The following is a 25,816-nucleotide window of genomic DNA, read 5'->3' on the forward strand; positions in this document are numbered from 1 at the left end:
AACATTATTTGACAAAAATGCCCAATACACACAAGAACGGTTCATCCCCACGCCTGTGGGGAACAGATTATCTTCAAATGCTAATCTCTTGAAGAAGTCGGTTCATCCACACGCCTGTGGGGAACATCTGATAATCGAAATGTCTTTCGTTGATACTTTCGGTTCATCCCCACGCCTGTGGGGAACATACACAAAAGCATACAGAATATAAGAGAGGTCTCGGTTCATCCCCACGCCTGTGGGGAACATAGAGGCATGCGCCACGGCAGCAAGCGGCCTGACGGTTCATCCCCACGCCTGTGGGGAACATCCGACGGGATTACCGATATAAAGTTGTATGATCGGTTCATCCCCACGCCTGTGGGGAACATACCCTTTGAAATGCCTCTTCCGCCTGCAATGCCGGTTCATCCCCACGCCTGTGGGGAACATTTGGTTGAGCTTTCCACCGCGGAACCCTGAATCGGTTCATCCCCACGCCTGTGGGGAACATCAGGCAACCGCAGTCCCCCATGTAGCCGCCTTCGGTTCATCCCCACGCCTGTGGGGAACATATTACCTATGAATTACACGACAAACTTGATGCCGGTTCATCCCCACGCCTGTGGGGAACATGTGGTTACCAATTTTGGTGCCGGTTATTTAAGCGGTTCATCCCCACGCCTGTGGGGAACATGATAGAGGCCATACAAGGAAGCTTTTCCGAAGTGGTTCATCCCCACGCCTGTGGGGAACATTGCGGCGATTTCAGACAGCCTTTTTAAAACAACGGTTCATCCCCACGCCTGTGGGGAACATTGGGAGGTGATGATTTATGCAGCAGGTTCCACCGGTTCATCCCCACGCCTGTGGGGAACATATCACACACGGGACGGGAAACAACCAGTTAGGCGGTTCATCCCCACGCCTGTGGGGAACATAAAATCGGAAATGAACGATGGGGCAACCTGATCGGTTCATCCCCACGCCTGTGGGGAACATATTAATTCTCCCAGGGCCTTGTCCTGATTGGCCGGTTCATCCCCACGCCTGTGGGGAACATGAGGATATCGTTTCTGCCGTGGCGAGACCGTCCGGTTCATCCCCACGCCTGTGGGGAACATAACAGGCAGTGCGTGGTATGCGAGTCTGTAACCGGTTCATCCCCACGCCTGTGGGGAACATTCCTCATCCCGCGCAGGCGCTGCAAAGATCATCGGTTCATCCCCACGCCTGTGGGGAACATATTTCGAGGCAATGGTACCCATAGAGGATTGCCGGTTCATCCCCACGCCTGTGGGGAACATTTTATGGGCGCTTCGCATCCATCGCATGTCGCCGGTTCATCCCCACGCCTGTGGGGAACATACTTCTTGTATCTCCTTGAATTTATATTCAATTTTCAAAGAGCAATTTTCTACCAAAAAAATGACAGTCAATCTGAAGCCTCTAAGATGTTTTCTTTCCCATCCTCCGGCAAGAAAGATACCAGCTTGATCCCATCCATTTCTACAGGGATGCGGCGGTTTGCCCCTAAAGTCATGAAGTCAAAGCCGGATTCAGTATTGGTACTCCAGGCCATCACTGCGTTGCCGTCCTCGATTCCTTTTTCGATCTGATCCCAGATCATCTCGCGTACGCGTCGCGATACTTTACCGATGTAAACACCGGCGCGAACTTCCAAGAGCCATATGGCCAGACGCCCTCTCAGACGCGGAGGCGCGTTTTCAACCACGGTGACCATCATCGCCGATACCCTCCTTGTTCGGAATAGCGATCTCGACCGCTTCTTCATGGGGCTTAGGTACTTTGACTTCTCCAGCCGCCAGCACCTCTTCAATGGTCGGGATAATTCGGTGCAGCAACCGGCTTTGACGAAAGACGTCCCGGCACGCCAGACGCACCTCACGTTCAGGTGAGTTCGGTTTCCTCGAAGCGGTGCGGAATGCTACGGGAATGACGGTTTCGAATTTGAAGATGTCGGCTATATCGTAGACGAAGGATTGAGGTTTTCCCGTATGGATGAAACCGATCGCCGGGGCATATCCCGCTGCCAGGATGGATGCTTCACAGATCCCGTAAAGACAGGCCGTCGCCGAACTTAAGCAACGGTTTGGAATATCTCCACTGCCCCACTCGTTATAATCATAGTTGCGGCTTTTCCACTCAACCTTGTATTGCCGCGCCATGAGTTCATACATCTTGCGAACCCGTACGCCTTCAATTCCCCGCAACTGCTCAACACTGCGCCTTTCCGGTGGGTCTTCCTTGAACCTCATGGCGTACATCTTCCGGACTACCTTCAAGCGGGCAGCGTCATCCAGCGCCAATTTTGCCTGGTACAGCAGACGATCCGCACGAGCGCCCCCGGGCTGTCCCGAAGCATATAGACGGACGCCGCCGTCACCGACCCAGACCAGCAGGCATCCGACCCTCGATGCCAATGTGACAGCCGCATGGGAAACCCGCGTCCCCGGCTCCAGCATCAGGCAGGCCACACCCCCGACGGGGATATGAGTGCGGACGCCGGTCTTATCAACCACGACAAATGCGCCGTCCAGTACATCAAGATTGCCCTTTTCCACAAAGATGATAGATACGCGATCTTTTATCGGTATGGGTTTCAAGGGAGGTAGAATTTGTTCAGTCATAGATTGTTCTCCATTGCTTTGATACTTTTTTCTCTTCACTCCGACTTCGGCTTTTCTTCCGACTTATCAATTTCCCGCCGCACCCGGTTGGATTCCTTCTTGGCCGCCTTCTTCCGGCCCCAATAAGCGCCGCGTCCTCTCTTTGAGCCGGAGTGCTGGGGTTTTTGAGACTGATTTGTCATGTGAATACACCCTGTCTTCTTCTACGCTTTCAGTCGTTTCCTGCTCTCCGGTTCGCTCAGGTAATTTTCCGGCGAGACGACCCGTTTGCCGGTTTTCTTTTCAAGGTCTTTTCGCGCCTTTCCCGCAACCCCTCCGCCTTTCCGTGCGGCTGTCTTGCTTTCATGGAAGCCCTGCGCGTCATCAACCCTGGTTATTTCCGTGGTCGCCGCCTCGCCGAGCATCGAGAAGATCAGTTCCAGGTCGGTCATGTGGTCCCGCAGGTTTTCCCGTTTCAGCCCCTTCAATTCTTTATGCTCGCCGGGTGTAACACCGAACGCTGCTTTTGCGATCTCCGCCGTGAGGATTTTATACTCCTGCTCCTGCTTCACGTCCCGTTTTTTCCACTCGTCCGTAAGCTCTTCCCTGACGGCGATGCCGCGCATCCGCTTCTCGATCCAGTCATCGGAATACCCCTTGGCCTTATAGATCGCCCGCGACCTTTTCGTTGCCAGTTCCGGGTCTTCTATTTCCTGAACCCTCTCGTAACCGACTTTTGCCAGCCAGCGCTTGAAGGGTTCGGCCTTAGGGGAAGGGATGGACTGAATGATGCGGAAGACGCCTTCTGTGTTGGCGCAATTGACTTTTTGCTTCCCTCCAGGAGTTTCTATCCAAAGGGGGGTGGCAATTTGCCCCCACCCTTTGGATAACTCCTCGTCACGACGACGCATATCTTTGATATATCCGGATGGATCCTTTGAATCGGTCAATACATCGACAACATCAGATATCACAAACCACCATTCGTTGTTATGAAGTGTTTTGCGGATACCCCTGCCTCGAAAAAGAGCAATTTTTGTTTCGATCTGAGGCGGAACATTCTTTTTAGTCATGATAAAATCTCCATTAAATTGCCAATCTATTTAAAATACTATGCCCGCGTCAGAGAAATAAGCCTACAACCGAAACCCTTCGCGGGACCAATGCTTTTCGCATGAAGCATCAACGAATCTCTGCACCTTGCAGTGTTCGCACTCTCCTTGGTGAAAACAACCTTCGCTCCGTAGCAAATGATACCGGTGCATCGGGAAGGGTGTCCCGCCCTTCGCTAAAGGTCTCAACCTCCTCCTGACGAGTGAATGATTTAAGTGATTTCTCTCCAATGAGCAGCCGCAGTGCATCGTCTCGACTATCCTTCAAACCGGCAAAAACCGGGGCGGATGGTATACAGGTTTTACGTCCGAGCCAGATGCCCCAGGCAGGATTGCCCAAGGCATTAGCAATCTGTTTGAGTAGTGGTGAAACCCCCGTTAGGAGAATACCAAAGGACGCATCAGTGAGATATTGCCTGTAGGTGATGTGACAATCCTTGTTTTTTCCTTCTGCGGTCTTGGTATGCTGAACGGTATGATAATCCTGCAACCGTCGAACCGGTAGTTCCTTTTTAACGCCACTGCGAGGAATGGCAATGGCGAGCATCCGCACCTTTCCGAATGAGGCAAGAAATGCCTGTTCCTTTTCACTTCCACGGGGCAGGCCGAGAGCGGCACAACATATTCCTGCAATAGCGCTCTTGGTCGGCATCAAGCCGGTATTTCTTCGATTGTACTGGCTGTCGAATCCCCAGGATTGAAGGGGACCTTCCAAGCGTAAGACAAGATATCCTTCATCAGATGACATGGTTTACAACCTCTTTAAGAAAAGTTTTCATACCGACATCGGGGATAGCCTTATCGAGAACAGCTTTTAACCCCCAAGTATCAGTGAGTTTTGCATACTCCGCCTTGAGCAATTCAACGGATTTGACGACATAGCCTTGTGAGGAACGAACCGGCGTTTCAAAGGCATTGACCAATTGAACCGGATGCCCCTTTTCCCTTACAACGCCAAGGACATAGGCAGGGATCGTATTTCCATTCATGGTGTTCTTGCGGGCACCTGGGATAGCCATAACCGTTGCCTCTACGAAGGTACGCACCACACTCTGGCGTTCTTCCCTGGTCATGCTTCCCAGGTGCTCGTCATCAGTGAGCATATCAAGGTTGAGGGCGGCAAAACGGTAATACGTTGCGGAATTGAACTCCAGCGTGCCGGTCATGCCTGCGCCAGACTCTTTCCTGGGTTGCAGATCATCTACAGCAGCAAAAAAATCGATTTCATTATCGACCTTGTGCGTGGATAGGGCATGCGAAAACATGGAGGCAGCTTCGACGGTCAGGGAGTGGTCATTGGCTACCATACGCCCAAAGAGAGCGATGTCTGCGGCATCCTTTGGAAGGCTTTTCGTGTCTATTTTTTCACTTTTGAATGCCTTTTCTACCGGAGATTTCAGTATTTTAGACACAAGCTTGGTAAACTGTTTGGCAGTGAGTTTTTTCTCTTTTTTATCCTTTTCCCCTGGGTCCTCTTCTTCAACGCCTTCATCACTCTCTTCATCTTTTGCCAACTGTTCCTTGTCAATCGACGATATTGCTTCAACCAGTTTCTGTTTATCAGCATCCTTGAGAGAGAAAAGAAGCTTCGCAAAGATTTCGTATTCAAGGGGTGAAAGAAAGACGAGGGTTTTTACTTTCCCTTCCTGTTTTGGATCCAATTTTGCGAGATAGTGTCCGGCACATAGAGACAATGCCTTAGCTGCTCCTTCTTCTTCCCCGAGTTTCTTAAGATCAGAAAAAATTTTCTCGATAAACAGGCGGCTTCGTTCCCCTTTGAACTGACCAGAAGTATCAATTTCTTTTGCAGCCATTTCCCGAATCGCCCGTTTCCATGACTGGCTTGATACACGTGCCCGCTGGACGCCGCCGAAAACGGCTGTCTTTGGCGAATTGAGGTCGTCACGGTTGAGGCAGGCAACGGGAACAGATTGAATAATGTGCAGTTCCAAGTGTTTCATTATTTTTCTCCTTATTTTATTGTGTTTACAGGTTAATTGGAGCAAGGAGCAGCAGACCGAAACCAAAGCCCTTGGCGCTGCCAATACCAGACTGATATGTTTCGACAAACCCCTCAGAATCGGTCACTTCCAGGATTCCACGAAACTGGACGCCGCCGTGGTAACCGGTTTGTCCTTTCTTGCGGAAGTGGCTTTCTAACATCGGACAAATTTCGAGAGGCCTTTCTTCTAAGATTCGAAACCCACCAGGCACATCCAACCCGGTTTTCTGATCCCGACATCTAACTTTGCCTTTGTGAATAAGCCAGGTACGCAGTTCTTCCGGTTTTACCAGCGAAACTCGTTTCCCATTCTTTCGTTTGCCATTGGGGCGCAACAAGGTTTCTCCGTTGGGACCTCGCTGCACAATGGTCTTCACGGGGTTTACCCGCACGTCAAAGGCATAATAGCGATGAGAGAGGAACGAAGGGGCAATCTCCTTAAGAGCAAAACCGTCAGGAGGGCACCATTCAGGTCGCACAGGTTTTCTCTTAGCCAGAATCCAGAGCCTAAACGCCCCTTCCATCTGATCAATCCGAGTTAGGAAATCCCGTTTGGCATTAGGATCATCGGGAAAACATCCCTCCCATAACCGCTTATGCCAGGCGTAGTTGTCTGAAATGTCTTCAGCACGGGCGGTTTCCGCATCAATTTCTAAACGGGCCAGCCAGTTCATATATCCTCCTCAGAGACGGGTGCCGTGCCTTGCGTCCAGAAAGCGGCTGCCCATTCGGTCTTGGTGCGGTCGCTCCAGAATTTTAAGTCGGTCTCGAGTTGTTCGTAATTGACTGGTACGTTTTGCGATTTTGCCATGCGCACCATTCGCAGTATGCGGGAATAAATCTCGGATTTTTCAGCAGCAAGCAGATGCTGGAATCGCCGTTCGGTTGGGGTCAACTTGTTATCACGGCCTCGTACTTCACCCCGCTTATTCTCAATTGCCTGGCAAGTAGTACCGAAATTTCCTGTAGATGTCTCTTCGGGATGGGTCGCAAAGAACCCCGCAGTATAGGCTGAATCATCATCTTTTATCGCAATCCCAAGACGATTCAACGCCGGCCAGGCACGGTGTTTTTTGTTGTCCACAAGTATGCACCGAAGGTTGGCCATTATCCCCCGGTCATCTTTGTACTTGCGGAGTCGTTCGAGAAGCCAGCTCATATTTCCTCCTCCTTGGTTTCATGGGTATCCGATTCAGGTTCGTGTTTCATGGTTGTCAATTTTTGCCACCCTTTGGCAAAGGCGCGCATTTGCCTTGGTGTCTCCTGCCCGCAGGCAATACGATAGGCTTCACATGCGGCGATGAAGAGCATTTTTCGCCATGACTTGCGGGTGGGAATGGCGGCATCGGAGCCTATGGCGTCGATGTGGTTCATGAGGAGTGAGAGATTTTTTTCGACGGTTGTCCAGTAATGGGTGGTGGCAAGAGCGTGGAGCTTTGCCTTGAGTTGCCCCTTGGCTGGTCCGGCAGACTTAAGTTTCCCTTCCCACCCATGATCAATTTCCCCCCGATAAATTTCGACAGCCCAGCCAAGGCGGATAGCCATGGCTTCGGCATATTTTACCTCTGCTTCATAGGTTGCAGCCCCCCCGGATGAACGAAGACTTGATGGAATATGAAAGGCCGATTCTATTGTATCAACAATAGTTGCCTGATTGCGAGCTAATGCAGCAACGATAAGATCACATTCTTCACCGTCTTGAATGGCGCGAAGAGATAAGGGACCGCCCAATCCTTCAGACGTTCGTTTAACGACAACTGCCGCAAGTTCGCGCCAGAGCGCCTTTGCTGGGCGGTATGAAAGTAACGCCCGCTCTTCCTTTTCACCCTTCTTCCTGATCATTACCGTTGCGGTTGGTTCTGGGGGGAATCCATCGGTATATGGTGGATATGCCAAACCGTCGCCCAGTAACATTCGCTCACCAGAGGGATGTATAAGGATAAGACGCGTCATTGGCACAAGACGACCTACATAGGTTGTTGTTGCATTTACCACCCCTATTGAATCAGCAAATGATGTCGGCGCCATCTCCCACACCGGCTTTCCGAAATTCCGTTCACCGTAACTGAATCGAATATCCTCATAATTCGGCAAATTAAGGTGGATTGTCTCCAGAAGGTTTTCATCGCGCAGGAAGGCATGAAGCATGGATGCAGAAACACAAGGGCCGTCTTTCGATGATTTTCCGGTCTGTTTATCACCCCAATACACCTGAGAAATAAGCCCGCCTGGTGAAAAACATTGAAAAGTCAGCATTGAGAGAGCAGTTTCAGCAAAAGCGATACACCTGTCTTCACTCATTCCACCATGATCAAAAAGCGTAGTGTTATTCCCGGTTGCAAGCGAGAAATTTAACTTCGACACTGGTGTCCAATCCAAAGTATTATCCGTAGAAGCTGTCTTGATAACATTTCTGGAAAGCCCAGCCACTTGCAACCACGGCTTCGTCGCATGGAATATCTCGAACGAATCTTTCCAAGTCGTCAGATACTTCCGTGCTTCTTCGGGCAACTTTTTGGGCGCATCGCACCACTCGTCATAATCCTTCGGGCCGTTGAGCGCCGCATGAGCAACACAAATAAAGAGGCGCATCAGGGCAACCCGCTCATGCGGGCGCACCGCCAGGTCGGAGAAATTTTCACCTTCGGTAAACACGGTACACAAGCTCACCAGTTTTCGTTCGCCCGCGGTGGTTACAACGGGTATCCACGGGTCAAAAGCAACATTCATATGTCCTCCTTTCAAGATGATTTTTCAATGACAAGCCCCAGTTCGTCAGAATAGAAAAGCCGAGTTCCTTTTTTCAAACCCTTCACTTTCACCTCTCCACTCTCCACAACGATTCCAATGCTCTGTTCTCCGTAGAGATAGTCGGCAAAGGCTGAGCACGGCTCAATGCTGTCAAAACAGTATTTCGGGACTTTCACCAGATTCTTGTGAATTGCCTGGGCGGTAGCAAGTCGATAAAGGTCGCTGCCGAGTAGCCCTCTTGTGTGATCTATAAAAGCCGCTTCGTGATTTGTGATCATTCGACAGAGAACAAGGGCAATCGTCGGCATCTCGTTAAGACGGGTCTGCACGCCCTCAGTATCTTCAAGCGCCACCTGCCAGAGGTTGCAGTTTCGAGAGGCCAGCATTTTTTTTGCAGAATCCGATCCAAACCACTCATTGTATAGCTGTGTCCAAGATTCTGGTTCATCATCCCGATCATGATAAGTCGATTCGATCAACTGCCGTATTTGTAATGGCAGCGACACCTGTGGTTGCGTCTTCCAAACTTCAAGAGAACGGAGAAGGACGTAAGGAGCGTACACTTTGGCGTTACTCCCCAGCGCCGTCAGGATTGCTTTCGGTTCCATGTTTCGAAACTCTTCGATGGACTGAGTCTCTTCAATAATGCAGAGCTGCGCCTCATCAGCCGGTCGCTGTTCCCGCTCATGCCGCCAGAGCCGCCCGAGGCGTTGGAAGAGCATATCGGTTGGAGCCAATTCGGTAATCAGAAGATCCGCGTCAAGATCGACGCTCTGCTCTACAACCTGGGTGGAAACGAGAATAGAGCCGCATCGTGTCTTTCCATTTTTACCGAGTCGTTCCATCCATTCGTCCTCCAGCTCTTCACGCCGCCAGAAGGGAAACCGCGAATGGAGAAGACCCACGAGGAAATCCTTTTGACTTATTTCCATGAACCGTTGGTATTGCTTCTGCGCCACGCCAACAGTATTGCATATCCAGAGCACCGCTCCACCATTCCGAGCAATAGTAATGGCCTTTTCGGAAGCATTCTCAGCAGCAATAAAATCCACTTTGACGGTTCGCGATTCCGGCGGTGCTGCCGCTATCGGTTTCAGGGGCACTCCTTCCTTTCTTCCGGTGATAAGAGGATAGGGAAGTTCAACATCAGCTTCCACCTCTTCCGGGTGTGAAGCTATTTGTCTGCGCCGCGTGCCCGTGAGGGTAGCGGACAGGACAATCACCGTACAGCCCAGTCCTTCGAGCGTTGTAATCAGTTTGTCGATAAGTTTTCCCGTATAGCGATCGTATGAATGCACTTCATCGAGAATAACCACCTTCCCGGCAAGGGCGAAGTGGCGAACGAAGAAGTGTTTTGCCGCAACAACGCCAAGCAGTGCCTGGTCGATCGTGCCGACACCGAAAGGGGCAAGCAACGCCCGTTTTGCCGAGGCAAACCAGTCCCGCCCTGTTCGTGCATCTTCACTGACAGAACAAGCACTTGTAGCAACAGGCAATAGTTCCTCGGCTTGGTCCATTAACCAGGAATTTCCGTGAATCAGGCGGCTTGTATTAGATGCGACGGATATACGCCGCACAAACTCCTTCATACGTATGTGCATCCGGTTACTGGTTGCCTGAGTTGGAAGCGCGAAATAGATTCCCTTTGCTTGTCCTGAAATAAGCAACTGATAGGCCGCCCATAGTGCCGCTTCGGTTTTGCCCATACCCATCGGCGCTTCGACAACATAGACGCCAGGTCCGTTCACCGCAGAGAGTGTTTTCTCCTGCATCTCATTGGGAATCCACAGTATATCAGGCTTTTCTACATCATGGAATAGATCGTGAAACGAAAGGTCACGAACAAATTCAGTTTGCCGAAAGCCGATAGCAGCGAGTGCGTTTTGTGCATGGAAGGCGGCATCTTCATCACCAGTCCTGTACTCCGGAGAAAAGAACCGTTCATCGGAACCGATCCAGTCGGCAACGGAGGTGAGCCCGGCAAGCCACCAGAGCGAGGGGGACAGGTCGGTGAACTCAAAAGAACTGTCATTTGTTGCAAAGTGGCGCCATATCATTCCTGCATTTTCTTTACGCGCATCATCCCAATCAATGTGGCTGTTAGTCTCAGATATTGCTTTATCCGGCCGGTATCCGCGGTCATTGGGGGGCGTGAGGCGACCATGATGGGCGCCTAGTATAGTTGAAAGAAATTTAGCCGACTTCCTGTCGATACCGCTTTCGGAAAGAAATGTCTGAATTGCCGCATGGGACACTTTTCCATGATTAGATTCCATTGCTGTATCCCAACAGCAGTTACGGTCAACTTTTACCAGATCGTTTTCTTTAAGCCATTTTTCGCACTTTCGCTGAAAACCAGGAGATATTTTTCCAATGTCGTGGAGCGCGGCAAGAGCGCCGACCTCTGATGATCGCAAATGAAAGCGCTCAAGGATCTCCGGAAAGGACTCTGCAATACAGCGTGCAACACATCCGACATTCACCATGTGATCATAAACGGAAAGGCCGGGATTCCCTTCTGGTGTGGTCTTTGCCCAATATTTGCAATGTGTCGAGATTTCGGTCATTTTCCCTCCATCGCTAGCCAGATGGCGGCGACCATGTGGGCGTCGCCCAAGGCGCGGTGTGCTTGGATATCGGCAGTTGATTTTCCTACGAGATGCCGGTATACAGTGCCAAGTTTATGGTTCGAAAGCCGTGGGAAATGCTGGCGGCTCATTTCGAGGGTGCAGATGTAGCGGTGATTTAGGCTGAGGCGATGTCGGGGGAATTCGATTCTTAGAAAACCTATGTCAAATTTCGCATTGTGGGCCACCAACACGCTGTTCTTAATAAAGTCATAAAACTGAGGAAATACTTCTTCCGGCGTCGGTTGTCCGATCAGCATAGCATCGGTGATACCGTGCACTAATTGAGCGCTTTTCGATATTTGTTTCGGAGGTTTGACAAAACTGTGGAATTCATCGATGATGGCGCCGTTCTGCACCACGACAGCGCCAATTTCGATTATTCTATCACCCCGTGCGGCATTGAGTCCTGTTGTCTCAACATCTAAAACAACATGTAATAATGAAGCTTTTCTTATTCGCATATTTTCACATCTGACTACTATTGGGTTGTATCAAAATACGCTGCCGCGAGGGGCTTGATGATGTTCATCAATCGGCTGCCATTCCTCCGGCGGGCGTCCTTCTTTTGTGTGGGCGTAGTATTTTTTTGTCATTACATTCCTTAAAATAGAATGGCTGGTGAAGCTTTCTCGATCCATCACGATGTGTTCATGCCGGGCTGTTTTAAAAACAAAATAAATGACGGGAAAGCTGGTGGAGACGGAACCCTTATGTGGAATCAGAGAAGAAATTTAAGAACCATCACTGTTCTCTTTGTGCATTTTAGAAGAATGGTTTAAAAAGGAATGACCAACGGAACTTTTGCGGAGTAAGTAATCCTTTTACACCGCATAGTCAAGTGTTTTCAGGTATTTGTTTAGACATATTTGGCAAGAAAGTGCCCCTTCGTTGGAGAAGTATAGGGACAAAATAATGAGTTCCCCTGTATTATAACCCCAGATTTCTGGCCACGACGATTTTCATGATTTCATTTGTACCCGCCAGGATGCGGTTGACCCGGATGTCCCGCCAGGCGCGGGCGATGGGATATTCCTCACAGTAGCCGTAGCCGCCAAAAAGCTGCATGCACCGGTCAGCCACGCGAAAAGCCATTTCGGTGGTCCAGTATTTTGCCATGGAAACATCCGTTACGATATCCGCTCCTTCCATGTGATCCATAATAAGTTTATCGATGTAGGTCCGACCCAGTTTGATTTCTGTAGCCATTTCCGCAATCTCAAATTGGGTATGCTGGTATCCGGCAACGGGCTTCCCGAAAACTTCCCGATTCTTAACGTATGAAATGGTTTCTCCCAGCATGAATTCCGCGGCAGCGACGGCGCCGATCGCGACGACCAGACGCTCCGGCTGGAGATGACTCATCAATTTTTTAAAGCCTGTTCCCTTTTCGCCAAGTCGATTCGCTTGAGGAATCCGACAATCTGAGAAAAAAAGTTCCGCCGTATCCTGGGCATGCCAGCCGGCTTTTTTGAGCCGCCTCCCTTTTTCAAAACCCGGTGTACCGGCTTCCACCAGATAGAGATCAATGGCGCTGTGGGGGTTTGTCTCAGCCGGATCTCTGGCGGCCAGAATAATCAGATCGCAGTTGATTCCGTTACTGATAAATGTCTTTTGGCCGTTAATGACGATTCCGTTGCCGTCTTCCACGGCAGTTGTCCGGATCGCCGCCAGATCGCTGCCGGTATTGGGCTCCGTCATGCCGATGGCGGTGATGATATCGCCGGCGACGCATCCGGGGATGTATTTTAGTTTCTGCTCTTCCGTGGCATAATCCAGAATATACGGCGTTACAACGTCACTGTGCAGCCGGACGCCCAGGCCGGTGAAATTACTCTTTGCCAGCTCTTCAATAATGATAACCGCATAGAGGAAATCAGCGCCGGGGCCGCCGTACCGCTCAGGCACGCCCGTGCAGAGAAAGCCCTCTTTTCCCATTTTTTTCCAGACGTTGCGCGGCACAATACCCGCTTCTTCCCATTCCTCGATATGAGGGATAATTTCCTTCTCAAGAAATTTCCGGAAGCTTTCGCGGAATATCCTGTGCCCTTCTGTATAGGTAATAATGTCCATCTTACCTTTCCTTACCTGTGAACTGCTTTTGCAATTCTTTTTTCAGAATCTTGCCGGTGGAATTTCGGGGAAAATCGTCCACGAAAAAGACCCTTTTCGGGATCTTGAAATGGGCAATCTGTCCCTGGAGGGCGTTGATCAGATCCTCTTCTGCTATAAACTGCCCTTCGTGCAGCATGACAAAGGCCGCCACGACCTCTCCCCGTGAGGGATCGGGCATGGCGACAGCAGCGGCTTCCCTGACCTGGGGCAGCGTCTGAATCGCCCGTTCCACCTCGGCGGGATAAATATTTTCCCCGGAACTGATGATCAGTTCCTGCTTCCTGCCGATCACGTAAACAAATCCTTCTCCATCACGCCTGCCCATATCGCCGGTGTGGAACCAGCCTCCCTGCATGGCTTCCGCCGTTTCCCGCGGTTTATTCCAGTAGCCTGTAAAAACATTAGGACCCCTGACCACGATTTCGCCCGGCTCTCCAGGGGCAACGTCCCGGTCGTTTTTATCCACAATGCGCAAATCGATATGAAAAACCTCTTTTCCCACAGAGCCCGCCTTCCGGATGGAATCTTCAAGATCAAGCGATGTCAGACGTCCTGTCTCTGTCAATCCATATCCCTGGACGAAACCGACGCCCTTCTCCTCCTGGTACTTGCGGATCACCTGGATTGGAATAGCGGCGCCGCCGGAGATGAAGAAGTGAACGTGTGAGAAATCCGCCTTGTCCCATTCATCTGATTTGGCCATAAGCTGAAACATGACCGGTACGGCGAACATGTAGTTGATCTTTTCCTGCACGATAAGTTTGATGACCTCAGACGCGTTGTAGAAGCTTTTTAAAATCAGGGAGCCGCCGGCATAAATCACGGGCGTGGCCGAGGCGGCGAGCGCCCCGATATGGAATAGCGGCGCGACGACGAGCGACGTGTACGTCTTGTCAACGCCATATCCCACAAGGGAATGAATGGCCCCGAACAGGATGTTTCCATGCGACAGCACGGCGCCCTTGGGATCGCCGGTCGTACCTGAGGTGTACATGATGAACAGGGGGTCATCCAGCGTAACCTCGCTTACAGGAACCATCTCGTTTACCGGCAAGCGTGAAACGAAGTCGGAAATCGACGGATCTTCCGATACAGTGTCTCCACCGTGACGGAAGTAGCGGGACAGGGAAAGACCTGCGGACTTGATTGCCTTGACCTTATCGGCGAAATCCGATGAGTAGATAAGCGCACGGGGGGAGCAATCCCGGAGGATGTAGATCAACTCCGGCGCGGCCAGGCGAAAGTTGACGGGGACCATGATCGCGCCGGTCTTTCCGCAGGCAAAAAATACTTCAAGGAACTCGCTTGAATTCAGCATCAAAGCGGCCACCCGTTCGCCTTTGACGACTCCCCATTCGCCGAGGGCGTGGGCCATGCGATTCACACGCCTGTCAAACTCCTCATTACTGAATTCTCTGCCGTCCTCCTCTCTCAAAAAAAGCTTCGCCGGATGGAGAAGCGCCCGCTTTGAGATCCACTCACCGATATTCACATCAGTCCTCCTATACTATGGATTCCCGCCTCCGCGGGAAACTTCATGCCCCTTGGCGGCGCTACGAAGGCATGAAAATAATTTTGTCCTGATAAGTCCCCCTTTCGTAAAGGGGGATTGAGGGGGATTTTTCCAGTTATTATCAAATCCCCCCTACCCCCCCTTTTCTAAAGGGGGGAATACATGGAATCTGTTTTCATAGTATGGGCTCAGTGCATCTCAATCCTGTTCGATTTTGCGCATGACGATGGATACGTTGGTTCCTCCATGAGAGATGGCGTTGATAAGCCCATTGCGGATGTTCATTTTCCTGGCCTCACCGGTTGTAAAAAAAAGCGGCGCGATGGGTTCCGCAAGCCCCAGTGTCGGCGGAACCTTTCCTTCCCGGATGGATAATGCAAGTGCGGCCGCCCGTGTGCCTCCCGATGAAAAACTTTCCCCCAGGGCGCCTTTGATCGAAGAAACCACAGGAGCTGCTGCTTCTGATCTAAAAAGGCGCAGGCAGGCATCCGCTTCGATCCCATCGGGATTTTTCCCGCCGTTTGCGGCTGCCTGGATTGTATCGACACCTTCCGGCGTAAGGTCAGCCGCTTTCAACGCCCGCGTCATGGCGAGAGTCACCCCTTTTGCATTATCGGGCCAATCGGTTGGTCCGGCGGGCGAAGAACTCATCCCCCATCCGGCAATCTCACAATAGGGAATCGCTCCCCTGCTCTCGGCATGCTCCCGGAGTTCAAGGCAGACGATCCCGCACCCCTCTCCCGCAATGGGACCGTTCCGCTTCGTGTCGAAAGGACGCGCACCTTCTTTTTTCCCGTCAACGGGGGAAACCGCCCTGAACCTGACGAGGGTTTCATAGAAGAACTCCGAAAGAATATCGGCCCCGCCCGCCAGAATGATATCAGCGGCGCCCTTTTGGATCTCCATGGCCGCATACACAATGGCTGTTTCACCCGAAGCGGCCTGATGATTTACCGTGGTATTCACCCCCCTGAACCCCAGTTCGATGGAGGCATGACCAGCAGGCGCGTTCATGACTGAATTGGGAACCAGGATCGGATTGATCATTCCCGGACCCTCGGTAAAGAGGATGCGGGCGCAATGGACTTTGATATCCGTCGGGCCGAAGGCGGTTCCCAGGATGACGCCGATGCGGTCACGGTTTGCGGGGTTGATGCTGACCTTTGCATCCTCCAGGGCCAACCGTACCGAGGCGACGGCCGTCTGGGAAAGCCTGTCCATCCTCCGTAAATTCTTCAGGGAGATGAAATCCCGCGCTGAAAACTCCCTGATTTCCGCCCCCAGATGGGAGGAAAAACGGGACGTGTCGAAGGCCGCGATCTCTCTGACACCGGAATCGCCCCGGAACAAAGCCTGCGCAAAGCTTTCTTTCCCGACGCCAAGGGGTGTTACCATCCCGATCCCGGTCACAACAACCTGTCTATTCATAAGGATAAAAGTTACAAGTTATAAGTTTCAAGTTTCAAGTTCCTGCATCTTGAATTCCGAAGAGGCTATCAACTTTTTTCGGGGAGGAACTATTCATTCTGAATTCCTTTTTCCGTAAATCGCCCCAGAACCACTGCCGTATTATTTCCGCCGAATGCAAAGGAGTTGGAGAGAACGACTTTCAACTCAGCCTGACGCGCACCCGTGGATACATAATCGAGATCGCATTCCGGATCAGGCTCATAATGGTGAATCGTAGGAGGGATGAACCCTTGCCGGATCGCTACAATGGACACAATCGCTTCCAGGGCGCCGGAGGCCCCCAATGTATGACCCGTCATAGACTTGGTCGAACTGACCGGTATCCGGTAAGCCCGCTTTCCAAAAACCTCTTTGAGGGCCCTGGTCTCCATGGCATCGTTCGTTGGCGTAGCGGTCCCATGAGCGTTGATGTAATCGACGGCGGCAGGGGAAATGCCGGCGTCCGCCAGCGCCGCCTGTATGGAACGAACGGCGCCGGACGCTTCTACATCCGGGGTCGTCATGTGATAGGCATCGCAGGTAACCCCGTATCCCAGAACTTCACCGTATATCCGAACACCCCGTTCCCTGGCATGAGTCAACGATTCCAGGATCATGATCGCCGACGCCTCCCCAAGTGAGAGTCCCTGCCGGTTTCTATCGAAAGGCTTACAGTATTCGGGATCGACAGCCTGGAGTGCGTTGAATGAGGCATAGGTGGTCCGGCACAGGGGTTCAACGCCGCCTGCAATCATGACCGTGGCGGCTCGGCGCTCGATTAAATCACGGGCAAACCCGATGGCCGTCGCCCCGGACGAGCAGGCCGTCATGAATGTCGTCTTCGGTCCCATGAGACCAAGATGAGCGGTGATGTGATCCGCTGAGGAAGCCGGGCAGAGACTGGCCAACGTTGAAAAGCGGGCGCGTCGGCCCTGCCTCCGGAGATAGTCGCGGTAAAAATCTTCCCCCTCCAGTTTGCCGCCGGAACCTGCGCCGAGGATAACACCGGTGTCTTCACAAACAGCCTCAGGCAGCGGAAAAAGACAGGCATCCGTCAGCGCCTCGATGGTTGCCGCGAAGGCCATTAAATCGGCCCTGGACATACGCTTCAGAGAAAACTGCGGAGGTATCATGTCCCGGGGCTTGAAGTTCTTAACCTCGGCCCCGCTCTGCGTCCGGTAGTCTGCCGTATCGAACAGGGTCACCGGCCCGATTCCGCAAACTCCCTCCTGCAGGGTGCGGGAAAATTCCACGGTGTTTTTCGCCAGCGCATTGACCGTTCCCAGCCCGGTAATAACAACCCGTTCCCTGTGCATCGCATGCCTCAGTTGCCGCTTTCAATCGTTTGATTTTTTTAGAGTTCATCAATATTGCGGTCGCTATTGACAAGAACTTACTTTGGGGTGTGGGAAGTATAAGGGAAGCACGCATGTATGTCAATATCATTTGATTTGACACGATATTGGCGATATTGGAACGTTGGGTAGCTTGGCGGATGTTCGGGATCTACGGGACGCTAACAAATATGTTCCGTATCCGGATTGACAGCGAAAGTCCTTATGAAACCTTCAATTTGCTTTTCTTCTCTTGACGACCGGCTCAGGAATTCGATGCCGCACCGTATTTCCGGCAGGTTCATCCATCCTTTGGTGGGAATTTTTATATCGTAGACGACCTTGCAGGATATCTTCTCGATTCTAATAAACTCGTCCATCCGTCCAAAGATACTGATGTGGGTCACTCCATTTCCATTCTTTTCGGAGGGAATATAATATAAACTCACGCCGCCCTTGCTGATATCCATGATCTGCCCCAATTGGAAAATGATGTCAGATTTCGGGCTGATTAATCCGGCAAAGGCTTGCCTTTTTACTCTGAATCGCGGGTGATTTCTGTGTTCATCTCGCATGGAATCAATCGCCCTTGAGATTGAAAAACATTCCCCGTCCAAGACCGAAGGTTAATCGGACTGCAAACAAGGTTTATAAATAGTTTTATTATGTTGCACCGAAAAAACGCCTGTGAAAAAACGTATGCCGAAATGAAATGATGGGCAATTAATCACAGATGATTGGGGATGTCAATAGAAATAAACATGGAAACAAATAATATTATTCTGTTTTTTATTATACAACGTCAAACATTTATGGGGTTCAGCTTTAAGGATCAGCACCATGCGCAAAAGCTTCCGGTCATGGCAACAGAAGCTGATTGTCCCGTGATCGTGTTTCCCCGATACTGGTAACAGCGATTGCCGGCTGGCCGAGAACGGGACACTTTGCCTCGCAGATCCCGCAACCGATGCATAGTTCCAAGTCGACATGCGGCTGGTTTAAAATCAATTCTTTGCCGTTTCTGTTTTTAACTTTTACCTTTTCAAACCAGATGGCCTTCTTCGGGGTGGGACAGACCTCTTCACAGACAATACACGGTACGGCATGGGCATAGGGCAGGCATCTTCCCTTGTCAATCATGGCAAGGCCTATCTTGACTTTTTCTTTTTCTGAAGGATCCAGTTTCTTTATCGCACCTGTAGGACAGACCTGACCGCAGAGGGTGCATCGGTATTCGCAGTACCCGATTCGAGGGACGAGGATGGGCGACCAAATTCCCTCAATACCCGCTTCAAGGAATGTCGGTTGGAGGCCATTGGTAATACAGACCTTCATGCATTCACCGCATTTTACACATCTCCTGAGAAATTGCTTTTCTTCAAGGGAACCCGGTGGTCTGATTAATTTAGGATCGGAAACTCCCGCCCTGGCAAGAGGTGTGATTCTCATTAGCGGAACGACGACGATGCCGGATAAAATCGAACCGATCACCCGCCTCTTGCCGAGGTCCATTGCGGCCACGGGCTGCTTTTTCATGAAACCGAAACGGACTGCATTCTGGGGACAGAGATCGTCACAATTCATACAGTAAAGACACTCCGTATTTTTCCATCCTTCCCTCTCGTCAGGGGCGGCATTCCCCTGACAGGTGCGGGCACAGGCCCCGCAGGCATTGCAGCCTTCGCTTACGGATTTTTTGAGGAATGCATACCGTGAACAAATGCCGAGAAGCGCACCCAGAGGGCAGAGATACTTGCACCAGAAACGTCTCTCCCAAAGGTTCAGGCCAAGAATAAGAAAAAAAAGCAGTCCCATGAAAGTGCTCTGGAGGAAAAGAGGCTGCTGGAAAGGAAGGAAAAGTTTTTTAAGAAGCGTGAAGACGAATTCGGAGATAGTGACCAGGAAGGGGCTATTTACATTATAGAACGTTTCAAACACGGATGCCGTTGCATAGCTGAACAATGGATACACAGCCAAGGAGAAAGAGCGAATCAGAAGGGAAATGGGATCAAGAATTCCTGTGAGCTGAAGGGAGAAAAGGGACGATGTGAGAAGAAAGATGAGGACATAATATTTGAACCGATACCAGTTTACGGTGGCTGTTTTGATGCGCTGTTTTTTCAGTAAGCCCGCCATGTTATTCAGGGTTCCCAGGGGGCAAATCCATCCGCAAAAGACCCTCCCCAGAAACACCGTAGCTATGATCACGAAAATGGCGAGGTAAAATGTTTGATACCACTCGCGGCTGGACAGGATTGTTGTTATGAAAATAAGCGGGTCCGCATCTAAAAATATCTTTACGGGATAGCCGAGATCATTCGCCCCTTTCGATTCTGTCTGCAGAAAGAGCCACAGGAAGATGAGTAAAAAAAGGCTCTGTGTTGCGATACGGATTCTTCTGATCATCAAATACTAATCCTCTTGATTTTCACCTTCGACAGATCCATCGTGCCGAGTCCTGCCTTGTGACCCATGACGACATAGCCGAGATCCGCCCCTTTCAAGCCGAAGAGGGTGGCCCCGAAAGCATCGACCGCAATCTGATCCGTTCCCGCAATAACCATGTTGAGCTGCTTCACGTCTGAAAGGTCCCCTCCCTGCGGCCCATTCGCCGTCAGGATGCGCACCGCATCAAGGATGATGAGTGTGGGCTTGATGGACATGGCTACATCGACAAGGCTCCCCTCGATCCTCTGGTGTATCCTGCCTCGTGATCCACCCATTACTCCCATCCAGTTCTTCATTCCGAGGGTAAGGGTGGAGAGGCCATGTGTCTTTGCGATAGGGATATTGATGACCTTGTCCGCCTCGATTATCTCTGTATAGAGGGGCCATGATTTGAGTGCAAAGCCGGGCAGTTTAACGTCCCGGAATTTTCTGTCATCGACGAAGCTCACGATCCCGCCCACGGCGGAGGCTGCATCGGAAATACCGCTCTGCTTATAACAACGCCTTGGATCTGTAACCGTACGGTCAAATACCTTGACCTGTTTCGCTCCCGCCTCATAGCACAGTCTGACCACTGTAGAGACGACCTCAGGATTGGTCGTTGCAGCATATTCAGGGATCCTGTCCCACCCGATGTTTGGTTTAACAACAACAATATCGCCCCTCGATATAAATTGTTTCATCCCCCCTAAACCATCGATTGCAGATTTTGTTATCCTTGCAGGTGGAATTCCACGCGCGACGACAAGGTCTGTCTTCCCGGCGGCTTCCAGGGAAGTGAGGAATGGGTTCGTGACACCCGGGATGGTGAAGGTTACACCGGTTACGATGGCGGCTTTGAGAAAATCCCTGCGATTCATGGGGTCTCCTTTAAATAGTGCTACTGGCCACAGACGTAATCACTTATTGTTACTTTTAGCTGTCCGACAACTTTCCCGATCTGCAGGAGGGATGTCCAGTCATGGCCTTCCACTAACTTGATATGTGTCGCATCAACCCCCACCTGGTTGAAGGTCGGATCTACAACAATCCACCCATCCGTATAACTTTCCGCCCAGCTATGGTAGAGAAAGCCCATTCCTTCCATATATACGAGCCCTCCCACCAGCTTCGTGGGTATTCCTGCCGCCCTCGCCATGGCGGTATACAACAGTGCGTGGGCCTGGCATTCTCCCTTCCGTGTATGAAGAACCTCCACCGCCGAAAAACTGTCAACCACCTCATCCTTTACCTCCGTTGACACCCACCGGACCAGGCGCTTTACCTTTTCGATGGGCGTGACGGCGTCTGTAATGACATCCTGTGACACCTTTTTAATCTCCGGATGATCGCTTTCAATGTGGTGAGAAGGAGCAAGGTAACGGTGACGATCACCGTTGGGTAAAGGCGTTCTCCCTGCCTCCTGTTTCGGCGGCAATACGCTGTGGATGCGAAACTCTGTATACTTTTTTCCATTGATTGTTCTCTCTGAGAACTCCTGATTGGGTCCTTGAAGGGGGGGCAATAACCCGGCTAAACCTTCAACGGACATCTCCAGTAAGACAGTCTTTCTCGGGCAGGTTATGGGTTTCTCCGTTTTGACGAGACTGAAGTCGAAGATGAGATCCTTCTTGTTCAGGCTTGCTTCCGCCAGAAAGCTTTTCGCACTTTTTTCATCTTCCTTGTAGGTAATTAAAACGCCTCCCATCGCCAGCTCAAAGATGGTCTCTCCCTTTACGTTTATCCAGCTGGAAGCGCTATGACCGTGCATGTGCGTCTCCACCTTGAAGGAAGGCTCAAGAGACAGTTTCTTGCTCTCTTCAAAGGCAATGACCGATTGGGTCACTTCGGTTATGGACTGGGTCTGGGGATCGTATACGAGGTAGCGATAATGAGCTCCTACTTCCATACTCTTGAGAACGGGATAGAGATTGATGATGCTTGTGGGGTAGAGCGGTCCCGAAAGTATGATATCGGCAGTCTTTTCCTCATTGCCGCTCTTCTGCAACACCTTCAGTTTGCCATCAATGATCTTTCCATTGAGTATGAGGGGTTTTTCGTCCATTTTCTGTTCGTAATGGAATGAGACGAGGGTGAGATCAGGTCTGACCCTGTCCTCACTTTTCATGGTAATCTTTTTATCCATTCCCAGAAAACGGATGCGCATATGGGCTTCCGAAAGTATTTGATACTGTTGCACCTCCGGCATCGGTACAATTTTAAGGTGCACAAAGCCCACCTTTTCACCATTGAAGACAAACCCCTGCCAAAGTTCACGGTATGAGAGATCGCCTAACTCCTTTATTTTAAGAGTTTCCCCGGGGGTAGGAAGGGGACTGAAGTAGCGGGAAGCGCATGAACTCAGGAGCAATATACAAAAGATCGGCAGAAATGCGCGTTTTGCATACCGGCAAAAACTGGTTTTACGGTATGTATGCTTGAGAGTGTCTGATGCCATGTATCCCTCTGCTGTAATTCTCGAAACCAGACTCTCATTTCTTTTAGCATCAGTAAAGATGGACGTCAAGCGCCCACGATCCATTATAAGCCAGTACCCCCGCTTTACAGTTTGGTGTTGCATTGTCAATTAATATTTTGACATTTCAGACAAGAGCCATTCGATGCTCTGAATTCCTTCTAAAAGCGATAAGCCTTGGCGTGGACAGGAAAAACAAATTCAAATCGTCACTTATTTATTGCGGGCGGAAACATGCAAGCCTGAACCGTGCATCTTTCCGCTCAAGAAAAAAGTGCATGCCTTCCTGTACCGTTGATTTTCTGATTCAGACAACCCGTACTATACTTCCACTCGGTAATCACCAAAAAAATCGCAGAACTCTAACTTAAAATGTGGTAAAAAGTATTAGGGCAGATCATGTTTGAGGTATGTTTGATGATTAGATCACTGGATGATTTTTCAAGGATTGCAAAGGAAAAAGGCCCTAAGAAGTTAGCCGTTCTTGCCCCCGAAGATGAGGAGTTCATGCTTACGATGAATATGAGATAAATAAGCCTGTCGTCGGGGGGCATTTGCATACCCTCAGCGGAATGCATCCGCCTATCTATTTATTTGGCATACCAAAAAATGAATGTCAAACAGAATTCTGTATGGCGGATATGGGCAGCAGGTAAGAGTATCGAGTTGAAGCTAATCAGAGACTGCCTGATAATCTGTTGATGTCTCCAATTCCTGAAATTTGTGTGGGGAAAGGAAACTTCTATTCTCAATGGCTTCCTCCACTGCGAGGATGCTGAAAGGCTTGGAAAGGCAGATGTCGGCGCCTGCATCTTTGAGTTCTTTCAGTGCACGAAAACATCCGCTTATTCCAATGACAAAGACAGCAGAAAATTGTGCTTTTAAAAATTGACAGACTTCAACGCCTCCCATCCTGGGCATTTCGGCGTCTGTGATAACGACATCGTATGAATTGTTCTTGAGCCGCTCAAGGGCCTCAATCCCATCGTATGCTTTATCTACCTCATGGCCGGATAGCACCATGGCAGAAAACAAAATCTCTACAATCTCCGAGCTATCGTCTACGACCAGTAATTTCATAGTAGGTCTCCGTAAATTATTAGGTTGATGTTTTTACACGTAACGTTAATAAAAGGATGTCATATACGAGAATACCTATAAAAACTGCATGATTCATCATGGGAGCCCATTCAATGGCATTGGCATATCCCGAGCGTTTTCAATAATGAAATCATTCTGGTTTTTCGGCGATATTTTGATGAATTTATATGGAATGGCTATGGGCTCTCTTCCTGCAGCCAGAGTACGATAGGTAAGGATCCAGACATAGCCTGTTGATGTATCCAGGAGATAGGCCTTATCATCGCTGCCAGGAATAACTTGATATTTCGGCAATTTCTCTGCTGCAAAAGATACGCTGCAAAGAAAAATGAAGGCAACAGCGATGAATGTCGCCAGTATCCGTGTATGACTACCTGTCCGTTTACACAATCGAGTATCACACCAAAAATTCCCCAAGGCCATGTCCATACCTCCTTGATTTAAACTCTTTCTATTTACATACAACCGTTCGATGCGAAGAGAAGGGAACATCCTCGTTTTTATCTGTTCCGTTCACGTCTTCTTGAACTCCTGTGCTCTTCAGCCTGAGTTAACCCTTATTATAAGAACTTTTATTAATCGCGCACAGAGACCAGAAAAACATCATCACTATTAGATAAATGATTACGTATAAAATGTAACTGCCCCTTTCGTATCGGATGTCAAAAATATTAATATGAGTAATTCATATTAGTAAATGACATGTTAAGCTTTTTAATCTTGGTCCGGAATTGTTATGTTTAAAGATACAGCAAGAGGTATACCAGATAGGGTTTTGTGGGGGATAAGTTATTAATATTATATCGTATTGTCATGTTTACTTCTCTGAAAAGCGCCTGAGCAAAGCAGAGAAATGTATCGATTATCATACAGTCAAAAAAGTGAAAAACAGGAATGTATGTGTAATGTGGTAATTTTTATATGAAGGATTATTCCTTCACCCCTGTCGGAAATCAAGGGGATTTAAGTTGTACTTTTCCAGCAGGGCATAGAGATCGGCTCGGTACTTACCTGCCAGTTTGGCAGCCTGGCTGATATTACCCCTGCTGATTTTCATCAATTCAATGAGATAGCTGCGTTCAAAATCCTGTTTGGATTCCTTGAATGATCTGAAAGCACTTTCATCTTTTTTAGGTTGGCAAATAACTATCATGTCTTCCGTGAGCACATCATCTCTTGCCATCACAGCAGCGCATTCAATGATGTTCGCCAATTCCCGTACATTGCCGGGCCAGGAATAAATCATAAGCTTCTGCAGTGCCTGTGGTGTTATGGCCTTTATATCCTTATTACTCTTTTTTGCAATATTTTCTATGAAGTGTTCCGCTAAAAGAGGTATATCTTCCTTCCGCTCCCTTAAAGGCGGCATCCTGATGGGAAAAACATGTATCCGGTAAAAAAGGTCACTACGGAAATTTCCTTTTTCAACTTCCGCTTCAATATCTTTATTGGAAGCTGATATAATCCGTATATCAACTTTGACATTCTTCTGTGCTCCCAGCGGATAAAATTCTCTTTCCTCGATTGCTTTAAGGAGTTTCCCCTGCATGGCAAGGGGAATCTCGGATATTTCATCGAGGAAAATGATACCGCCATCAGCCTGGACGAAAAGCCCCTTTTTATTTCCCGTCGCCCCGGTGAAGGCACCTTTTTCAAAACCGAAAAGCTCACTTTCGAGAAGGGTGGCTGGAATTGCAGCGCAATTTATCGAAACAAAGGGTTTTTCCTTCCTATCGCTCAGTTGATGTAAAGCCCTGGCGATCATTCCTTTTCCTGTTCCACTTTCCCCACTGATAAATACATTTGAGTTTGACTCCGCTGCAAGACATGTCAACTCAAGAACCTTATTCATCGATTCACTCTGGCCTATGATATTCGGAATCGTCTGATTTTGCCTTACAATCTTCCTAAGTCTCTTGACCTCTCTCGAAAGTTTTGATTTCTCAATGCCATTTTTGACCTGTAAAAGAAGTTCACGATGATCAAAGGGCTTCGTCAAATAGATATAAGCCCCTTCCTTCATTGCTTCTACTGCACTTTCAATGGTACCATGTGCCGTCAGGATAATGACCGGAAGATCAGGATCTATATTGCGGATACTCTTCATAAGATCTATACCGCTTCCTCCTGAAAATTTGAGATCCAGAATCGCAAGTTCGTATTCATTATTTACAGCCAGGTCTTTTGCTGTTGCAATTTCCGGGGCAGTTTCAACCTGATAGCCCTCAGATTCGAGCCTCATCTTAAGAACTTTCAATATATTTAAATCGTCATCAACGATTAAAAGTCTGTCCATCACT

The 25,816-nt window shown here is 49.7% G+C and carries 22 protein-coding genes and 1 CRISPR repeat array; all 22 genes read right to left on the minus strand.

Annotation, left to right across the window (positions count from 1 at the left end; translation table 11 throughout):
• Window positions 1-37 precede the first annotated feature (37 nt).
• A CRISPR array of direct repeats spans window positions 38-1,347; the repeat unit is 29 nt; unit sequence CGGTTCATCCCCACGCCTGTGGGGAACAT.
• Between the two features lie 67 nt (window positions 1,348-1,414).
• The 22 genes from cas2e to NTW12_09775 all read right to left on the minus strand — a co-directional run bounded on the left by cas2e (window position 1,415) and on the right by NTW12_09775 (window position 25,812).
• Window positions 1,415-1,726 carry a type I-E CRISPR-associated endoribonuclease Cas2e gene (gene cas2e / locus NTW12_09670; GenBank protein MCX5846602.1) on the minus strand — a complete coding sequence of 104 codons (312 nt, stop codon included), beginning with the start codon at window positions 1,724-1,726 and terminating at the stop codon, window positions 1,415-1,417.
• Entirely contained in the window at window positions 1,707-2,630 is a 924-nt protein-coding gene (gene cas1e / locus NTW12_09675) for a type I-E CRISPR-associated endonuclease Cas1e (protein MCX5846603.1), read from the minus strand. Before cas1e ends, cas2e begins: the two co-directional genes overlap by 20 nt.
• 35 nt (window positions 2,631-2,665) lie before the next feature.
• Window positions 2,666-2,812, minus strand: coding sequence for a hypothetical protein (locus tag NTW12_09680; protein ID MCX5846604.1), 147 nt, complete (start codon window positions 2,810-2,812; stop codon window positions 2,666-2,668).
• 21 nt (window positions 2,813-2,833) lie between these two features.
• On the minus strand, window positions 2,834-3,682 hold the full coding sequence (locus tag NTW12_09685) for a Bro-N domain-containing protein (GenBank protein ID MCX5846605.1): 849 nt from the start codon (window positions 3,680-3,682) through the stop codon (window positions 2,834-2,836).
• Between the two features lie 109 nt (window positions 3,683-3,791).
• Window positions 3,792-4,469 (minus strand): type I-E CRISPR-associated protein Cas5/CasD, encoded by a 678-nt coding sequence (gene cas5e / locus NTW12_09690; GenBank protein MCX5846606.1) that lies wholly within the window; start codon window positions 4,467-4,469, stop codon window positions 3,792-3,794.
• Window positions 4,459-5,682 carry a type I-E CRISPR-associated protein Cas7/Cse4/CasC gene (locus NTW12_09695; GenBank protein ID MCX5846607.1) on the minus strand — a complete coding sequence of 408 codons (1,224 nt, stop codon included), beginning with the start codon at window positions 5,680-5,682 and terminating at the stop codon, window positions 4,459-4,461. Before NTW12_09695 ends, cas5e begins: the two co-directional genes overlap by 11 nt.
• 25 nt (window positions 5,683-5,707) lie before the next feature.
• Window positions 5,708-6,397 carry a type I-E CRISPR-associated protein Cas6/Cse3/CasE gene (cas6e, locus tag NTW12_09700; GenBank protein ID MCX5846608.1) on the minus strand — a complete coding sequence of 230 codons (690 nt, stop codon included), beginning with the start codon at window positions 6,395-6,397 and terminating at the stop codon, window positions 5,708-5,710.
• On the minus strand, window positions 6,394-6,882 hold the full coding sequence (locus NTW12_09705; protein ID MCX5846609.1) for a type I-E CRISPR-associated protein Cse2/CasB: 489 nt from the start codon (window positions 6,880-6,882) through the stop codon (window positions 6,394-6,396). Before NTW12_09705 ends, cas6e begins: the two co-directional genes overlap by 4 nt.
• Window positions 6,879-8,453 carry a type I-E CRISPR-associated protein Cse1/CasA gene (casA, locus tag NTW12_09710; GenBank protein ID MCX5846610.1) on the minus strand — a complete coding sequence of 525 codons (1,575 nt, stop codon included), beginning with the start codon at window positions 8,451-8,453 and terminating at the stop codon, window positions 6,879-6,881. The genes NTW12_09705 and casA overlap by 4 nt, the downstream gene beginning before the upstream one ends.
• Window positions 8,454-8,464: 11 nt before the next feature.
• Window positions 8,465-11,041 carry a CRISPR-associated helicase Cas3' gene (gene cas3 / locus NTW12_09715; protein MCX5846611.1) on the minus strand — a complete coding sequence of 859 codons (2,577 nt, stop codon included), beginning with the start codon at window positions 11,039-11,041 and terminating at the stop codon, window positions 8,465-8,467.
• Window positions 11,038-11,565 carry a 3'-5' exonuclease gene (locus NTW12_09720; protein ID MCX5846612.1) on the minus strand — a complete coding sequence of 176 codons (528 nt, stop codon included), beginning with the start codon at window positions 11,563-11,565 and terminating at the stop codon, window positions 11,038-11,040. The genes cas3 and NTW12_09720 overlap by 4 nt, the downstream gene beginning before the upstream one ends.
• A 466-nt stretch (window positions 11,566-12,031) precedes the next feature.
• Complete coding sequence (locus NTW12_09725) at window positions 12,032-13,174, minus strand: acyl-CoA dehydrogenase family protein (protein ID MCX5846613.1); 1,143 nt, start codon at window positions 13,172-13,174, stop codon at window positions 12,032-12,034.
• Between the two features lies 1 nt (window position 13,175).
• The gene (locus NTW12_09730) at window positions 13,176-14,708 is read right to left on the minus strand and encodes a long-chain fatty acid--CoA ligase (protein MCX5846614.1); all 1,533 of its coding nucleotides are present in this window, start codon (window positions 14,706-14,708) and stop codon (window positions 13,176-13,178) included.
• A gap of 219 nt (window positions 14,709-14,927) precedes the next feature.
• Entirely contained in the window at window positions 14,928-16,157 is a 1,230-nt protein-coding gene (locus tag NTW12_09735) for a beta-ketoacyl-[acyl-carrier-protein] synthase family protein (GenBank protein ID MCX5846615.1), read from the minus strand.
• An 89-nt stretch (window positions 16,158-16,246) separates the two neighbouring features.
• Window positions 16,247-17,494, minus strand: a complete 1,248-nt coding sequence (locus NTW12_09740; protein MCX5846616.1) for a beta-ketoacyl-[acyl-carrier-protein] synthase family protein — start codon at window positions 17,492-17,494, stop codon at window positions 16,247-16,249.
• 200 nt (window positions 17,495-17,694) lie between these two features.
• Complete coding sequence (locus NTW12_09745; GenBank protein MCX5846617.1) at window positions 17,695-18,087, minus strand: hypothetical protein; 393 nt, start codon at window positions 18,085-18,087, stop codon at window positions 17,695-17,697.
• A 283-nt stretch (window positions 18,088-18,370) separates the two neighbouring features.
• Complete coding sequence (locus NTW12_09750; protein MCX5846618.1) at window positions 18,371-19,918, minus strand: 4Fe-4S binding protein; 1,548 nt, start codon at window positions 19,916-19,918, stop codon at window positions 18,371-18,373.
• Window positions 19,918-20,820, minus strand: a complete 903-nt coding sequence (locus NTW12_09755; protein MCX5846619.1) for a DUF362 domain-containing protein — start codon at window positions 20,818-20,820, stop codon at window positions 19,918-19,920. The genes NTW12_09750 and NTW12_09755 overlap by 1 nt, the downstream gene beginning before the upstream one ends.
• A gap of 20 nt (window positions 20,821-20,840) precedes the next feature.
• Entirely contained in the window at window positions 20,841-22,397 is a 1,557-nt protein-coding gene (locus tag NTW12_09760) for a transglutaminase-like domain-containing protein (protein ID MCX5846620.1), read from the minus strand.
• A 690-nt stretch (window positions 22,398-23,087) separates the two neighbouring features.
• The gene (locus NTW12_09765) at window positions 23,088-23,495 is read right to left on the minus strand and encodes a response regulator (GenBank protein ID MCX5846621.1); all 408 of its coding nucleotides are present in this window, start codon (window positions 23,493-23,495) and stop codon (window positions 23,088-23,090) included.
• 96 nt (window positions 23,496-23,591) lie between these two features.
• Window positions 23,592-23,939, minus strand: coding sequence for a hypothetical protein (locus NTW12_09770; GenBank protein ID MCX5846622.1), 348 nt, complete (start codon window positions 23,937-23,939; stop codon window positions 23,592-23,594).
• A 514-nt stretch (window positions 23,940-24,453) separates the two neighbouring features.
• Window positions 24,454-25,812 carry a sigma-54 dependent transcriptional regulator gene (locus NTW12_09775; protein ID MCX5846623.1) on the minus strand — a complete coding sequence of 453 codons (1,359 nt, stop codon included), beginning with the start codon at window positions 25,810-25,812 and terminating at the stop codon, window positions 24,454-24,456.
• Window positions 25,813-25,816: the final 4 nt, after the last annotated feature.

This window comes from Deltaproteobacteria bacterium, from assembly GCA_026388545.1.
GTDB lineage: Bacteria > Desulfobacterota > Syntrophia > Syntrophales > UBA2185 > JAPLJS01.

Excerpts from the sequence above, each read along its gene's own strand:
- cas1e (MCX5846603.1), bottom strand. The coding sequence starts at position 2,630 with ATGACTGAACAAATTCTACCTCCCTTGAAACCCATACCGATAAAAGAT.
- NTW12_09755 (MCX5846619.1), bottom strand. The coding sequence starts at position 20,820 with ATGAATCGCAGGGATTTTCTCAAAGCCGCCATCGTAACCGGTGTAACC.
- NTW12_09740 (MCX5846616.1), bottom strand. The coding sequence starts at position 17,494 with ATGCACAGGGAACGGGTTGTTATTACCGGGCTGGGAACGGTCAATGCG.
- cas3 (MCX5846611.1), bottom strand. The coding sequence starts at position 11,041 with ATGACCGAAATCTCGACACATTGCAAATATTGGGCAAAGACCACACCA.
- casA (MCX5846610.1), bottom strand. The coding sequence starts at position 8,453 with ATGAATGTTGCTTTTGACCCGTGGATACCCGTTGTAACCACCGCGGGC.
- NTW12_09750 (MCX5846618.1), bottom strand. The coding sequence starts at position 19,918 with ATGATCAGAAGAATCCGTATCGCAACACAGAGCCTTTTTTTACTCATC.
- NTW12_09775 (MCX5846623.1), bottom strand. The coding sequence starts at position 25,812 with ATGGACAGACTTTTAATCGTTGATGACGATTTAAATATATTGAAAGTT.
- cas5e (MCX5846606.1), bottom strand. The coding sequence starts at position 4,469 with ATGTCATCTGATGAAGGATATCTTGTCTTACGCTTGGAAGGTCCCCTT.
- cas2e (MCX5846602.1), bottom strand. The coding sequence starts at position 1,726 with ATGATGGTCACCGTGGTTGAAAACGCGCCTCCGCGTCTGAGAGGGCGT.
- NTW12_09765 (MCX5846621.1), bottom strand. The coding sequence starts at position 23,495 with ATGAAATTACTGGTCGTAGACGATAGCTCGGAGATTGTAGAGATTTTG.
- cas6e (MCX5846608.1), bottom strand. The coding sequence starts at position 6,397 with ATGAACTGGCTGGCCCGTTTAGAAATTGATGCGGAAACCGCCCGTGCT.
- NTW12_09705 (MCX5846609.1), bottom strand. The coding sequence starts at position 6,882 with ATGAGCTGGCTTCTCGAACGACTCCGCAAGTACAAAGATGACCGGGGG.
- NTW12_09685 (MCX5846605.1), bottom strand. The coding sequence starts at position 3,682 with ATGACTAAAAAGAATGTTCCGCCTCAGATCGAAACAAAAATTGCTCTT.
- NTW12_09760 (MCX5846620.1), bottom strand. The coding sequence starts at position 22,397 with ATGGCATCAGACACTCTCAAGCATACATACCGTAAAACCAGTTTTTGC.
- NTW12_09680 (MCX5846604.1), bottom strand. The coding sequence starts at position 2,812 with ATGACAAATCAGTCTCAAAAACCCCAGCACTCCGGCTCAAAGAGAGGA.
- NTW12_09720 (MCX5846612.1), bottom strand. The coding sequence starts at position 11,565 with ATGCGAATAAGAAAAGCTTCATTATTACATGTTGTTTTAGATGTTGAG.
- NTW12_09770 (MCX5846622.1), bottom strand. The coding sequence starts at position 23,939 with ATGGCCTTGGGGAATTTTTGGTGTGATACTCGATTGTGTAAACGGACA.
- NTW12_09725 (MCX5846613.1), bottom strand. The coding sequence starts at position 13,174 with ATGGACATTATTACCTATACAGAAGGGCACAGGATATTCCGCGAAAGC.
- NTW12_09735 (MCX5846615.1), bottom strand. The coding sequence starts at position 16,157 with ATGAATAGACAGGTTGTTGTGACCGGGATCGGGATGGTAACACCCCTT.
- NTW12_09745 (MCX5846617.1), bottom strand. The coding sequence starts at position 18,087 with ATGCGAGATGAACACAGAAATCACCCGCGATTCAGAGTAAAAAGGCAA.
- NTW12_09695 (MCX5846607.1), bottom strand. The coding sequence starts at position 5,682 with ATGAAACACTTGGAACTGCACATTATTCAATCTGTTCCCGTTGCCTGC.